This window comes from Thermococcus camini (genome assembly GCF_904067545.1).
Lineage (GTDB): Archaea > Methanobacteriota_B > Thermococci > Thermococcales > Thermococcaceae > Thermococcus > Thermococcus camini.
Map to the genome: position 1 here is coordinate 1,088,793 of NZ_LR881183.1, position 13,558 is coordinate 1,102,350.

At 57.5% G+C, this 13,558-nt stretch carries 13 protein-coding genes; 2 read left to right on the plus strand and 11 right to left on the minus strand.

Annotated elements, in window-relative coordinates; all coding sequences use genetic code 11:
- Nucleotides 1-44: 44 nt before the first annotated feature.
- From TIRI35C_RS05900 to eif1A, 11 genes are read right to left on the minus strand one after another with little or no spacing between them, the layout of a single operon-like run.
- The gene (locus TIRI35C_RS05900) at nt 45-848 is read right to left on the minus strand and encodes a GTP cyclohydrolase IV (protein WP_188203073.1); all 804 of its coding nucleotides are present in this window, start codon (nt 846-848) and stop codon (nt 45-47) included.
- Between the two features lie 56 nt (nt 849-904).
- The gene (locus TIRI35C_RS05905; protein WP_188202116.1) at nt 905-1,681 is read right to left on the minus strand and encodes a DUF4129 domain-containing protein; all 777 of its coding nucleotides are present in this window, start codon (nt 1,679-1,681) and stop codon (nt 905-907) included.
- Between the two features lie 24 nt (nt 1,682-1,705).
- A complete protein-coding gene (locus tag TIRI35C_RS05910) occupies nt 1,706-3,109 on the minus strand; it encodes a 5-methylcytosine restriction system specificity protein McrC (RefSeq protein ID WP_188202117.1) in 1,404 nt (467 codons plus the stop codon).
- On the minus strand, nt 3,106-5,223 hold the full coding sequence (locus TIRI35C_RS05915) for an McrB family protein (protein ID WP_188203074.1): 2,118 nt from the start codon (nt 5,221-5,223) through the stop codon (nt 3,106-3,108). Before TIRI35C_RS05915 ends, TIRI35C_RS05910 begins: the two co-directional genes overlap by 4 nt.
- Nucleotides 5,224-5,283: 60 nt before the next feature.
- On the minus strand, nt 5,284-5,700 hold the full coding sequence (locus tag TIRI35C_RS05920; RefSeq protein WP_188202118.1) for a DUF1699 family protein: 417 nt from the start codon (nt 5,698-5,700) through the stop codon (nt 5,284-5,286).
- 4 nt (nt 5,701-5,704) lie between these two features.
- Entirely contained in the window at nt 5,705-6,952 is a 1,248-nt protein-coding gene (locus tag TIRI35C_RS05925) for a DUF530 family protein (protein ID WP_188202119.1), read from the minus strand.
- Nucleotides 6,949-8,109: a DNA topoisomerase IV subunit A gene (locus TIRI35C_RS05930; protein WP_188202120.1), complete on the minus strand. Its 1,161-nt coding sequence runs from the start codon at nt 8,107-8,109 to the stop codon at nt 6,949-6,951. The genes TIRI35C_RS05925 and TIRI35C_RS05930 overlap by 4 nt, the downstream gene beginning before the upstream one ends.
- A complete protein-coding gene (gene top6B, locus TIRI35C_RS05935) occupies nt 8,102-9,799 on the minus strand; it encodes a DNA topoisomerase VI subunit B (RefSeq protein ID WP_188202121.1) in 1,698 nt (565 codons plus the stop codon). Before top6B ends, TIRI35C_RS05930 begins: the two co-directional genes overlap by 8 nt.
- A 2-nt stretch (nt 9,800-9,801) precedes the next feature.
- Nucleotides 9,802-10,527, minus strand: a complete 726-nt coding sequence (locus TIRI35C_RS05940; protein ID WP_188202122.1) for a KH domain-containing protein — start codon at nt 10,525-10,527, stop codon at nt 9,802-9,804.
- 11 nt (nt 10,528-10,538) lie between these two features.
- A complete protein-coding gene (locus TIRI35C_RS05945) occupies nt 10,539-11,315 on the minus strand; it encodes a serine protein kinase RIO (RefSeq protein WP_188202123.1) in 777 nt (258 codons plus the stop codon).
- Nucleotides 11,316-11,358: 43 nt separating this feature from the next.
- Entirely contained in the window at nt 11,359-11,733 is a 375-nt protein-coding gene (eif1A, locus tag TIRI35C_RS05950; protein WP_058938267.1) for a translation initiation factor eIF-1A, read from the minus strand.
- A 208-nt stretch (nt 11,734-11,941) separates the two neighbouring features.
- Here eif1A and TIRI35C_RS05955 point away from each other — a divergent pair, with 208 nt between their 5' ends.
- A complete protein-coding gene (locus TIRI35C_RS05955) occupies nt 11,942-12,736 on the plus strand; it encodes a metal ABC transporter ATP-binding protein (RefSeq protein WP_188202124.1) in 795 nt (264 codons plus the stop codon).
- Entirely contained in the window at nt 12,733-13,554 is an 822-nt protein-coding gene (locus TIRI35C_RS05960) for a metal ABC transporter permease (RefSeq protein ID WP_188202125.1), read from the plus strand. Before TIRI35C_RS05955 ends, TIRI35C_RS05960 begins: the two co-directional genes overlap by 4 nt.
- The last annotated feature ends 4 nt before the right edge of the window (nt 13,555-13,558 follow it).

Below are 13,558 nucleotides of genomic sequence, written 5' to 3' on the forward strand. Positions count from 1 at the left end.
CTTCGGAGCGAGTAAAGAGAATAAAGGATATCGAGTTTCAAACCTCAGCTCCACGTCTCGGCTATGACGTCGTGCTTGTGGATGCTCTCGTTGCTGATGACCTTCACGTGGATCCTGCCCTTGAACCTCTCCTTCGCCCTGGCGAATATCTCGCGCGCAACGTCTTCCACGAACTTCGGATTGGCGTGCATTCCCTGAACCACGGCGTTCTCGTCCACCGTCTTCAGCAGGGTGTACGTCGGGTGGCTGAACGAACTCTCGACCACGTCAATCATGTCTTCTAAGGCTATCTCCTCATCAAAGGCCGTCCTCACCTCAAGCTCGCCTATGGCTCTCTGTATGTGGGTCTTTCCGTTGTTGTTGGCCATCGCGTGGGGGCAGGCGGTGTTTCCGATGACCTTGACGCGGAGAACCTTCTCAAAGGTTCCGTCGTAGTGCTTTATGACCCCGACCTCGACGTCGTAGGGCTCGTAGGTGGTCTTTCCACTGGCGGGGGTTTCCCTTGGAATGATGAGGTGGGTTCTTATCCACACCTCCGCCCTCTTGTGGGGGTGCTTCCCTTCCAGGCGGCCGATTATCGCTCTCCCCAGCTCTTCGAGCGAGGAATGAGCCTCCATGACCTCCTCCTCAACGGCCTCGCTCATGGCCTCGGTTATGCTCTCGACCAGCCTGCTCATGTGGATTCCTTTCTTCTCCTCGGGGACGTCGATGGTTATCTCGAAGAGCGGGAGGAACGTGTAGACCTTCCCCTTCCAGTTTATCTTCGCAACGCTCCTCAGGTTGGTGATTCCGACGCGGTGAAGGCGCTCCCTTATCTCGGGCCTCTCCTCCTGGGTCTCGACGAACATGGACATCACCCTCTCTTTTTAGGGGCCTCTAAGCGCGCCCCCTTTTAAAGCTACCCTCACCTCAGAAACTCCATGAGCCGGTCGTAGCTCTCGCGCGCAGCTGTGGCATCTTCCTCGCTCAGCCTTCCGGCGTACTTGGCCTTCTCGAAGAGTCTGGTAAGGACGTCGAGGTCCTTTAGGTCGGGAAAGACTTCCCTCAGCCTCTCCTCGTGCTCCCGGTGGGTCCAGCTCTTCCGGTAGGGATAGCCCTTCTCGACGAGACCGGCGACCACGTTCTTGTACATTCGGATAACCTTTTCCGCGGGGGTTCCTTCAATGGCATCGTAGGTAAGTTCCGGCTCGAACTTGACCTCCGGAACGGGCCGTCTCTTCTTAGTTCTCCTGGCGGTTAGTACGATAGCCACGAAGAGAAGGAAGGGAATCAGGTAAGCCCAGCCTGGAAACTGATTCCAAACAGTCACGAAATCGCCGGAGGTGACGTTGTACCAGACTCCCTCGAGACCCCTGCCTATCTCCTTACCCCCCACCAGCCTCTCCGGCTCCCTTTTGAAGAAGATTAAGTAAACCGCCACCACTATTGCCAGGAGCGTTATTATTCCCGCCAGCGGGTTGCTCTTCCCATTCCTCACGCCGTGGGCGCTGAGGCGGCCTTCGATGGCCAGCTTGACGACGTAACCCGCAGCACCGAAGAGAAAGAGCGAGGATAAGAAGAAGTACCACTCGAAGTTGAAGGTCGTCGTGCCCCCGTGAACCCCTGAGGACTGTATGAGGGAGAAGATAACCACGAGGGCAAGCATAGCGAGTGCCGCGGTTTTCCGCTGATCCATACCCATCAGTCGAGGTAATGTGCACCAGCTTTAAACCTTTTCTCCGTTCAGCACGCACACGGACTCGAGGAGGTTCCTAACGTTTCCCGCGATTTTTCCGTCGAGGACCACTCCCCTGCGCGCTATGAGCACGTCCCTGCCGATGTGCGACAGTTCGTACCCGACGATTCCAAGGGGAGTGCCGTCGAAGAAGCTGAAGGTCTCGACCCCCTCATCGAACATGTCGGGAAGCCACCCGTTGTACTGTCCCCTCAACCTCGGATATACGATGAGCGCCCCGCCTCCGGAGATGCGGGAGTAGGAGTACACCTGGTAGAGCTCCCCGCTGCTTCTGACGAGTTTGCGCCACCAGGCCTCTCCCATCTTCACGCTCAGGTTCCTGTACTTCACCTCCAGAACGCACCGGCCACCGGGCATCTGGATCAGCATGTCGGGCCTCGGGGGGCCGAAGGTGAACACCGCGCCCATTTTGGCCTCTATCTCGGACGCGTTTCTGATTATATGCGGCAGGAGCTGCTGCCTGTGGACCCTTCCCTTCCCGGAGAGGGCCGTCAGGATCGTGTGGTAAACGAGATCCTCGAACAGGCGGTCCATCTCTATGAATATCCCCGGAGCCGTGAAGCCCCCACGGGAAAGCTTTCCAAAGCCCGCGAGTATCATAGTTGCCAGGTGGAAGATCGGCCGGAACCTCTCATTCAGCGGGTTGAAGGTAACCCTCTCTATGTCCCCCTGCCTGAGCGGGCCAACGTCGGCAAAGTATCGAATCAGGGCCTCCGCGGCCCTGGCTATGCCCTCCCACGCTGAAACCTCCACGACCACCTCCAGAGCTGCCTTCAGGACCCTGTTGAGTGAAGTATCAACGTCGAGAACCGCGTGTCTTACCGGAACTTCCCTGCCGAGGGGAGGCCTTCTGGCAAGGCGCGAGAGGAGAACCCTTCCCCGTATCGTCCGGAGCTCCTCCTCGACCTCGGAGTACTCCTGGTAGAGACCGTGGAAGAGCTCCCTGCTCAAAAGGTAGGTGTAGAGATACAGGAAGAGCTCGTGAACACCTCCTTCGCCGCGGGCGTAAGTTGATACCGCCTCCTCTATCTCCCGTCTTCCCAGCCCCAGTCCGCCGCTGAGGTTCATAAGGCTGAGGAAAAAGCGCAGGGAGCGCGCCTCGTCTGGGTCGCGTTTGTAGGGCCTCGGGAGAACCTGGATCATGAAGCCCGGCTCCCCCAGGTGGTAGGCGAAGCCCACGCTGCCGTGAGCCTTGATGTAGTACTCCCCCCTCCGGGTGTCGTACTTGAGGCTCAAAACCTCGTGCTCCCTGCCGTAAAGCCCGTTTATGACCTCAAAGAACCTCTGAAGGCTCTCCGGAGTAACCTCTAAGCCCTCGGTTCGGATCGCGCTTAGGTACTTCCTCTGGAACTCGTAGAGGGTTATCCTCCTCATTCCGCCCTCACCAGCCGACGAAGGGCCTCCATGAAGGACTCTCTGTCCATCATCACTATCCTGCCCCTGTCGTCTATGAACTCGAATCCAGGATAAAACGACCCCAGCTGCTCCCAGCTCCCGTAGAAGTACTCCTGGAAGAGGGGCAGTATCTTGTGGTAGAACACCAGATAGAGGTCCTCCTCGGGGTTCTCGGACGAGGCTATATCCAGGAAGTAGCCGTGGCCGATGGTATAGTCCTTGCCCTTCTCCCGCTCGATTATGGAGTTCAGCCTCGAGAGAAGGTGTTCCATGCTCACCCCGCCGACTTCCATTCCAGCCAGCAGCTCTGGCCTCGGGAGAACCTCGTAGAACGCGAACCTCCTCCTCAGGGCTATGTCGAGCAGCGCTATGCTCCTGTCGGCCGAGTTCATCGTGCCGATGATGTAAAGGTTGGGCGGAACGGCGAAAAGTTCACCTGAGTACGGGAGCCTGACTATCGTCTCGCTCGGGCCGCCAAGTCTCTTGTCAGTGTCGAGGAGGGTTATCAGCTCCCCGAAGATCCTGCTGATGTTTCCACGGTTTATCTCGTCTATGACCAGGTAGAACTCCCTCTTCGGTGCGAGCTTCAGGTTTTCTCCCGCTTTTCTCCGTTCAAGGAACTCGAGAACCGCTTTTTTCATCTCCCCGTACGTGGCGTTCTTTTTCCTGAACTTCTCTGGCAGGGAGTCGTAGATTGCCTCTATCGAGATCCTCTTAAAGACGCCATCGACTACGTCGTAAACCACCCCGCCGCTTCCCTTCGTCGGCCGGAAGCCCTCAACGAAGTCCTCGTAGCTGAAGGACTGGTGGAACGATACAAACTCGGGCTTAACGGCCACTTTCCTGGCCAGGTACGTCTTTCCGGTGCCGGGGGGACCGTACAGTATGACCTGTCCAAACTTCCTGAGGAGGGTTCTTATGGACTCAACTTCCTCCACGCCCTCCTCTGGCTCCGGGGTTTCAAGGCCCTCCCGTGATTCCCCAGGTAAGGCCTCCCAGCGTATCTCGTAAAGGTAATCCACGTCCCTGCGGAGGTAGTAGTAGAACCTCTGTCCCATAGCCCTGTAGGCGGTTCTTCCAAAGTAGAGGATCCTGCAGTCTTCAGAGACACCCGCGTACTTGGGATCAACGACGCCCGGGACGTACCTCCCGAGCGAAAAGAGCCCCTCAAAATCGTCCCTGCCTATTTCCCTGGCCTCGAGGAGGCGCTCAAGAGACACCACCCCCGCATTTATTCCCCCACCGTAGACCCCAGTTATCAGGAAAAGGCCCCTCGATGTAAAGCGCAGGTATATCAGCTCGCCTGGAAGGAGAATACTTCTGCTTTTTTCGGGGGAAAGAAGGACGATTTCTCTGCTCCCTTTGCTCCCGAGAACGGCCACAAAAGAGCCATTATCCATGAGATAAAGGTCTCCCACGGGTTTTCTACCACCCCTCAAAGGCCCCGTACTCGCAAGCCTTTCCATGCCCTCCCAGAACTGGCGCGGTGTGTAATACGGGAAGACCGGGAGGTTTATCCTTCCAACCCGAAGTTCATGTTTCTGCCCGTCCTTCCACGTGTAAAGGACATAAACCGCATCGTCGCTGTCTGTTATGGCGTGAAGGTAGGCATAGCCGTCAGCCGGCGTGGGGAGTTTCACCACCCTTACTCCCTCGGGTACCATGTAATCCAGCGTTGGGTCGCCAAAAACCACGAGCCGTTTTCTCGGGGTGAAGCTAACGTACAGGGGGACCTTGGAAAAATCCACAACGAGCGACTCCTTTTCCGGATCCTGCGACGTCACGGGATATATTACCGCCCTCCCCGGGCTGCATTTTGTGAAAACAGCGAATTCGTTTTCCCCCGGGAGCAGTATCGCTTCATCGGCACAGGGGACAGCAACGCCTTTCTCCCAACCCTGCGCAACCGAGCCGTTCGTGTTAAACACGTGAAGGAATCTGGAGTCATCCTCCAGCCGCACCATGACCACAAGGTACTCGCCGGAGGGGAACAGTGCCGCTTCCTCGATGACGAAGCCGAACTCCTCGTACTCTGTTTTTAGAAAGGTGTTTATGGAATAAAAGGAATTCCTAATGGGCTCTACCTCCACCATTACGACCACCCAGAGGAAATTGGGGGCAGGGTATATAAACCTTTGGCCGGTTAGAACGGGTTATATGCCCTTCAGGCCGGGCCTATTGCCCGACCTTTCGAGCATGTAGTATACCGTCCTGAGGGGAATTCCCATGCGGGCGCTCACCTCTTTCACGGGAACTCCTCTGCTGACAAGCTCCCGTATCCGCATAACGGTCTTCTCGTCGTACTTCCTGGGCCTCCCCCGGGGATAGCCCTCGGGGACGAGTTCTATGCCCATCTGGGCGAGTGCGGCGATGACCCTCTTGGAGACCTTGGGGTAGAGGCTGGGGGGACAGGAGATTTTGCGCACGTTGGGGGCCCGCTCGAGTATCCTGACGAGTATCTCCTTCGTCGGACGGAGGTTGATGTAGACCTCGGTGACCTCCTCGTTCAGGGACTCCCTGAGCTTTGCTATCAGCTCTGCATTGTTGCGAGCCTTTATCTCCACCCGCATACCCTCACCCCTGAAGCAGGGCCAGGAACTGTTTGGCCTTGTCACTCTTGGGCATGAACTTCTCGAACTTCTTCGTGTCGGCGAAGAGCCTCTTGTGCAGGCCCGAGATGACGAACTTCTTCACGGCCTCAACCAGCTCATCGACCTGAATTCCAAGAAGCTCCGCAACTTTGTCCTCGCTGTACTCGCTCATTCCGTAGAGCAGAACGCCGCCGAGTAAGTGGTTGGGAACGTTGGCTATGTCCTTCCTCCTCCCCACGAGGGCCTTTTCCATCTCGCACTTCCTTATGAGGAGCATGCTGCCGTGGCCAGTCCGGAACCCGGGCTCGTCGGCGAATGGAAGGTCAAATATCGAATAGTGACAGTCGATGCAGAGCCTTATGTCCGGATAGAGGCCGAGGCGTTCCCTGTCGTTCTCGGAGGTCAGGAAGTAGTAGCGAAAGAGGTCGAGGCCGAGCTTCCTGGCACCGTTTTCAGGGTCAAGAACGGAGTAGGCCAGGGCCAGGTTATCCACAGTGTAGTGGTTGTTTATGAGCACTCCACGCGTCTTGACGAAGCTCAGAACACGCCAGCGGAAGCGCCTCCCGTACCTCTGGCGGAGTTCGGCCTCTATGTCCGCATCGGTGGGCAGGTCGAGGCGGGCCTTCTTCAGACGGTTGTTCTCCCAGTACTCGACCTCTATCCTGAGCCCGCGGTTCCTGACGGTTCCTTTCTCGCGGAGCTTGCCCTTTATGAACTTGAACGACTCCCTGACGTCCACACCCTCCCTGGCGAGCAGACGGAGGACGTCGCCGGAGTAGGCGAGGTGAGGAAGAACCTCAACGCGTCCAAGCTGAACCGGATTGGGAACGGCCCTGACCCGCTCAACGTTCTCCCTCGTGAGCTCCCTGAGGCCCACGAGTTTCTTCCCCATAAAGAAGGTGTAGTTGGCGGAGATTAGTGCAAGGGCCATCTTGTGGGCAGTTATGGCCGAGCGGAGCCTCTCAAGGGCAAGAACGCGGTTGCGCTTTTTCTTGTATATCCACTGGATGTGGGGGTCCTTGTTCTTTTTGTCCGAGAATCCGGCCGAGGGTGTGGTCTCACCCACGCGCCTTGAGAGGTCATCCTCAAGCTCCTGAAGGAGAGAGAGATTCTCCTTTAAACGGAAGGAGATGGACGGGACCTCGAAGGTCTCAAATAACCCGTCCATGTCTATCCCGATATCGTCCAGTATCTTGTTAACCTGTGCGACGAGCTCTTCAGTCGTCGTCATGGCAGGAGCTCACCGTTGTTTATCTTTTCGGGGAGGTACTTCTTCGCGACGAACTCGAGGCTCTTGTTTGCTAAAGCCTGTTGTTCTATCCTGACCCCCATCTTAATCGCCATCTTGAGCTGCCTCTGCCACTCCCTGTTCTGGAACCACGGGTACTCCATCTCCTCCAGGATTCTCTTGTAATCCGCCGTCGGGCCGCCCTTCTTGTTCGGCGGGATTCCCTTGAGCTTTTCGGTGACGTTCTTCAGCCCATAGCGCTCTATGTCGTCCATGGTCATTCCAACGAACTTCGCCTCCGGTGTTGCGAGCTTGTCGCTGAGGTATGCGAGGTTGATGGAGCCCTGCTTTATGGTCGAGTAGATGTACCAACCGTAGGGGTCGCCATCGGTGAAGACTATTATCGGCAGTCCCTCCTCGTAGTGAAGCCTGTGGATGAGCCTCCTGACGCCGCGCGAGGCCTGTCCCTGGGTGGCTATGATTAAAGCTTTCTCCTTCTTCGGGAACTTTTCCTCGATGAGACGGTCGGCCATAGCGGCGGTCTCGACGACCAGGGCGTAGTCCACGTTGACCTCAACGAACTGGAGATGCTCAACCGTTCCCGGGACGGCCCAGCCGCCCATACCGAGCTTGCTCGTGTTGAACTCATCCTCGCCGTCGCGAATGACTATGTCGCCGTAGATGTAGCCGCGCCTGTCCGCCGTGAGGTGCATCTCCTCACGAAGGACGCCCATCATCCTCTCGAGGTCCTCTATGATGGGGTCGCTCTCGCGCTGGTCCTCAAAGGTGTTCTCTTTCGTTCCCGGGATGGTGTGCTTGTTGGCGTAGTAGGCTTCACGAAGGCTCGCGTGCTTGTTCTCGCTTACGAGGCGCTTGACGTAGGCCATTATGAGGAGCGTCTGCATGAACTTCCTCGCGTGGGCAACGTTGAGGAAGTACCTCCTGGAGAGCTTGTCGCCCATCCTGATGACGCGCCTCTTCTCGTCGAAGTAAACGTTGCCAATGCCGCGCATGGGGATGTCAAAGTAGGGGTTCTTTCCGATCTTTATGTCCTCAAGGATTTTCTTTCCGTACTCCTCGAGTCTGGTGAGCACTTTGGTCGGGTCGTAGCTGAAGCGCTCCCTCGGCTTCTCGCGCCTGACTGCTTTGGATTTAGGCATTCTCGCTCACCTCCTCCGCTCCACCTGTCTCCTTGGCCGCGAAGTGGCCCTCTATGTAGGACAGGAAGTAGTTCCTAACATCCTCCTCGGGCTCCCCGGTGAGTACACTCAAAGCTTTGGCTATCTCCGGCACGTACTTCTCAAAGGTTCTTCTCCTCTTGGCCTGGTGGAGCCTGCGGTGCTTTCCGCTGAGGTAGGTCTGGAGCTTTCTGGCCGCGTCCATTATCGCCAGCCTTATCTCGTTCTGAATCTCCTCCACGTTGGCTATGCTCTGCTTTCCTGTGCCGGTGTAGGGCACGTGAACGCTGATGACGTTTATCATGAGCACGAGGGGGGCTCGGTCGAGGTCATCAACCTTGTAGCGCCTCCAATCAACGGAGCGCGCCGCCAGCGTCGTCACACAGGAACCGGCATCGAAGAGGAGTGGAACCCTGTTGGCGTAGCGGAGGAGCTCGAAGCCACCTGGAATCTCGCCGCCGTAAGCGAGGCCGACCTCGACCTGGAAAGGTATACCTCCTGAGTAGACCTTCGGCGACCTGGTGACCGCGGTAACAAATTCTGGCTTGAGGATGTTGGTGAGGCCCTTTTCTATGTTCTCCTCACCTATGGGCCTGAGGCCGTGGGTCGGCGGGGCCAGGAACTTCATGTACTTGAAGGCCTCGACTATCTCTTCCGCCTCGTGCCAGCTCAGCTTCTCGGGTGGCTTCTCCATGAGCTTCGCAACCTGCTTGACGACCTTAGTATAGCCCTTGAACGAGCGCAGGACGGCCTTTACCTCGCCCTTCATGAGCCTCTCGTAGAGCTGCTCCTGAACGTTCTTGTCCTTCTCGGTCTTTATGAGCCTCAGCGCCGCGATGTACTCTATCAGCTCGTCGATTTTCTTGTCGCTTATCCTCGAGAACTCCCCAACAAGGAAGCGCTTGATGGAACTCCTCCTCGTCTTCTTGGCCATCCTGTAAACGTCGTCGGTGAGGACACCGCGCGGATGGGGCTTCATCTCCACCGGGGGCTCGGGAACGTCCTCGCTGGAGCGCGGGAACACTATGAGCTTCCCGTCAGGCTCAATGAGCTCTATGTGGGCGTGCGGGTTGGCTATCGCGGTGAGCTTGAGGTACCAGTAGATGCCCTGCTTTGAGCGCACGTAGCGTACGTTCTTCACCTCCAGCTCTATCCGGGTGCCGCGCCAGCCCTTCGGGTTGGGGTGCTTTTCCTTCTTCACGATCTTGCCCTCGTTCCTGTCAACGTCTATCTTGACCCATGCCTCGATGATCCTGTCGTCTCCCGTGGAGGTGATGACGCGGGTCGCCTTTCCGCTCGTTATCTGGGCGAACATGACGGCACCGCTTATACCTATACCCTGCTGACCGCGGCTCTGTATGTTCCTGTGGGCCTTGGTACCGGCCAGCATCTTACCGAAGACGTGGGTTATGTACTTCTCGGGGATTCCCGGTCCGTTGTCCTCGATTATGACCTTGTAGTGCTCCCTTCCAAGCTCCTCTATCTCAACGCGGACGTAGGGAAGTATGCCCGCCTCCTCACAGGCGTCGAGCGAGTTGGTCACGGCCTCATGGATCACCGTGGTGAGGGAGCGTATCTTGCCCGTGTAGCCGAGCATTGCCGCGTTCCGTCTGAAGAACTCGCTGACACTCTGGATTTTGAACTCCTTAAACAGCTGATTCGCCTCGGCCATATTCAGTCCTCCCAAAAGTCTTCGTCATCGTAGTCCTCCCCGAACTCGCCCGGCTCCCCTTCAAGGGCCTCGTAGTAGGTCGTGCTCTCGAGTTCGAGGTCCTTCTTTCTGCGCTCAAGGTACTTGTAAACGACGCCGTGCGGGGAGCCCCTGGCGAGCTTCTCTATGGCGGTCTTGGCAACCTCAACCTGGATCGGGTTGCCGATTATCGCGACGGTTTTTCCGTAAACGCTCACATCCGCACCGCTCATTTCCTCGATTATTTCACGCGTCCTTCCCTTCCTTCCGATTATCCTCCCCCTAACGCGGGGAAGGGCGTTCTTGTCGTTACCGATGACGACATCGGTGAGGTTGACGACCTCAAGGACTTCGCCCTCGTTGAAGAGCCGGAACGCCCTCTCGGGCGAGAAACCCCGGCCTATGGCCATTACAATATCACGTGCCTTCCAGACAGCCAGGGGGTCGCTGGTCTCCTCGGTGGAGGTTATGAAGACCTCGCCGGTCTCGCTGTCCACCTCTATCTTGGTCTTGGTCCTCTCCTCTATCTCCCTCTTGGTCTGTCCCTTTCTGCCTATGACGACCGCAACCCTGTCGCGGGGGATTCTTATGAACTCCTCCTGCTCGCCCTCCGCGGCGTAGGTGATCTCCTCATCGCGACCGCCCCGGGTGGGCCGGCCGTCCTTGTCTATCCGCTCATACTTCTTCAGCAGTCTCTCAAACTCGTCCATGCTCTCACCCTCTAAACCCCAACCAGCTCACGGAACTTATCGTTGAAATCATCAACATCAACGCCTTTCCGCCCAAAGTAGTTTATGACGTTCCTCAGATCCCTTCTGAGCAGCTCCACGCTCATCCTGTTCCTCTTCACCGTCGCCTGCGACCAGTCTATCACAACGGGCCCCTCGTGGAGCAGTATGTTGTACTCGCTCAGGTCGCCGTGCACCATGTCCCCGCGCTTCCAGAGCCTCTCGATGACGCCCATAGTGAAGTCGTAAAGCTCCTCAAAGTCCGAAGGCTCGAGCGAACGCTCGACGTCTTTGATGCGGGGTGCGGGGAGCTCGTCCCCTATGAACTCCATCACGAGGATGTTGTTGCGGAAGATAACCGGCTCGGGAACGCGAACCGCATATTTTATCGCCCGCTGGAGGTTCTTGAACTCTCTTCTCGTCCACACGAAGACGAGCTTGCGCATATCCTTGGGCAGGTAGCCGACGCGGGGGTCTGCCGCGAGGTACTCCCATATGCGCCGGAACTCGGTCGTGTACGTGCGGTATATCTTAACGGCTATCCTGTTCCCCTCTGCGTCCACGCCGGCAAAGACGTTGGCCTCCTTGCCCGTGCTGATGACGCCGTAGAGGGCCTCGACCTTCCCCCTCCTGTGGAGGTAGGCGAGGGTCTCCTTCGTCGTTCTGTCGAATACTTCATTGGCTATCTTGTAGAGGTCACTGTCCTTCTCCCGCCTCTCCCGGAGGCCCAGCATTCCCTCGATTTCGCGCTCTATTACATCCTCGCGCATTCCCCATCACTCGCTGGCAGCTGGAATTTTAGAAGAAGCGGGCTCAGAACAGGAGCTCGCCACCGCTGAGGAATTCCTGGCTTATCTTGCCCCTCCTCAGGAGCCAGTCCACCTGAGTCCTGGTGTAGCGGTAAACTATATCCCCGCGCTCCTCGGTCTGTACGTCCCAGGGCTGGACTATGACGACATCTCCAACGCGCATCCACATGCGCCTCTTGAGTTTGCCCGGTATCCTGCACCTTCTGATCTTCCCGTCGGAGCACCTCACGTCCATCCATCCGGAACCCAGGGCCTGCTCGATTACACCGAACAGCTGTCCTTCCTTCGGGAGGGGAACACGGATGACCTCGTCACCCTGAACCTGCCTGTTCTTTTTCTTCCCCCCACTTCTTCCGCCTCTTCCTCTGTGGTACGCCATGATCATCACCTCCAGCGAATAGGCCCGAGCCCTTATAAACCTGAGCCTTGCAAAAATTTTCTAACGAGAGTACAGGCATGTGCTTTTAAAATTTTTGCACAAATCCACGACGGCGCAGAAATCCTGCCCTTCCATTACCCACCTCTGTCCAGCAAGGGCACATCAAGGTTTAAAAACGCACCGCTTAAACTGGAGTCTGGAGATTACCATGGAGGCAATAACCGCCGAAAGCCTCACGATACTCTACGACGGAAAGCCCGCTGTGGAGGGGGTAGACTTCACTCTCGAGGACGGCGAAACGCTCCTCCTGCTCGGCCCCAACGGGGCGGGCAAGACGACCCTACTCAAGGCAATCGCCTGCTTCCACAGGGACTACACCGGACGGCTGGAGGTCTTCGGTAGGGAACCCTGCGGGGCGAAGGAGCTCATAGGCTACGTCCCTCAGAGCCACAGCCTCAACGAGAGGGTTCCCCTCACCGCACTTGAGGTCGTTGCGATGGGGAGTCTCTACCGCCGCGGCTTCGTCCACTTCAAGCTTCCGCCGGAGACAATGGAGAAGGCGGGGGAAGTCCTCGGCTTCGTCGGGCTCGCGGAAGTGAGTAACAGGCTTTTCAGCGAGCTTTCCGGCGGCCAGAAGCAGAGGATTCTACTCGCGAGGGCACTCATGAGCGACCCCAAACTGCTCCTCCTCGACGAGCCGCTCTCCGCTCTGGACCCCAGCGCAAGGGCAGAGGTCGCCAGCGTTCTGGCCAAGATAAAGCGCGAGAGACGGGTAACTATGGTCATCACAACCCACGACATCAACCCTCTAATCGAACTCGGGGACAGAATCATGCTCCTCAACAGACGCCTGATAGCCTTTGGAAGGCCGGAGGACGTACTTCAGGACAGGATAATTAAATCTGTCTACGGCCCGCTGGCAAGGGTCATACCCATTGAGGGCAAGCTCTTCTGTATAACCGGCGATGTCCACCTGCACAGGCACGGGGGTGGCGGGCGGTGATTCCTGAGTATCTGCTCAGGGCTCTCCTTGCCAGCGTTATGGTAAGCGTCCTGCTCGGCATGCTCAGCCCGCTCATCAACACGAAGGGACTGGCCTTTCTAACCCACGCCCTCTTCCACTCCCTGCTGTTCGGTGCGGTTCTTGGAATGATACTCGGCCTGCTGTTCGAGAACCTCTCCCTGGTCATGCTCGTTGCACTCATCGTCACAGTCATCGTCGTGCTCACGATAGCGGAGCTTGAGAAGCTCGGGTTCTCCCCCGATTCCGCCGTTGGAATAGTGGCCAGCTTTGTCGCAGGCCTAACAGTCCTCGGCTTTGGTGTGCTCTACAAGGTGATGGCTACCAGGCCGTACTTCCCGCTCGGCGAGAGCATAGTCTCCTACCTCACGGGGGACATCTTCCTGATAACCCTCAACGATCTTACCGTCCTCGTCATCGGAGGTGCCCTTCTTTTCTTCGTCGTCCTCTTCCTTTACCGCGATTTCCTATACCTCAGCTTCGACCCGGAGGGCATGGAGAGCTACGGGGGCAACACGAGGGCCTACCTCATGATCCTCTACGTCCTCGTCGGCGCCATCGGCGCCCTCATCGTCCAGACCGTCGGCCTCATAACCCTCCAGGTGGTGGCCGTTCTTCCGGGCGCGATAGCGCTGATGGTCAGCAGCGACCTGCGCAAAGTCATCGGGGCCAGCCTGTTCCTAACTCTCGGCGTCCAGGTGTCCTCCGTGATCCTCGCCTACTTTACCGACATACCCCCCAGCGGCCTGGCGACGATAATGCTCGGCATCATCTACGGCGCCCTGCTCTTCAGGAGGTGAAACT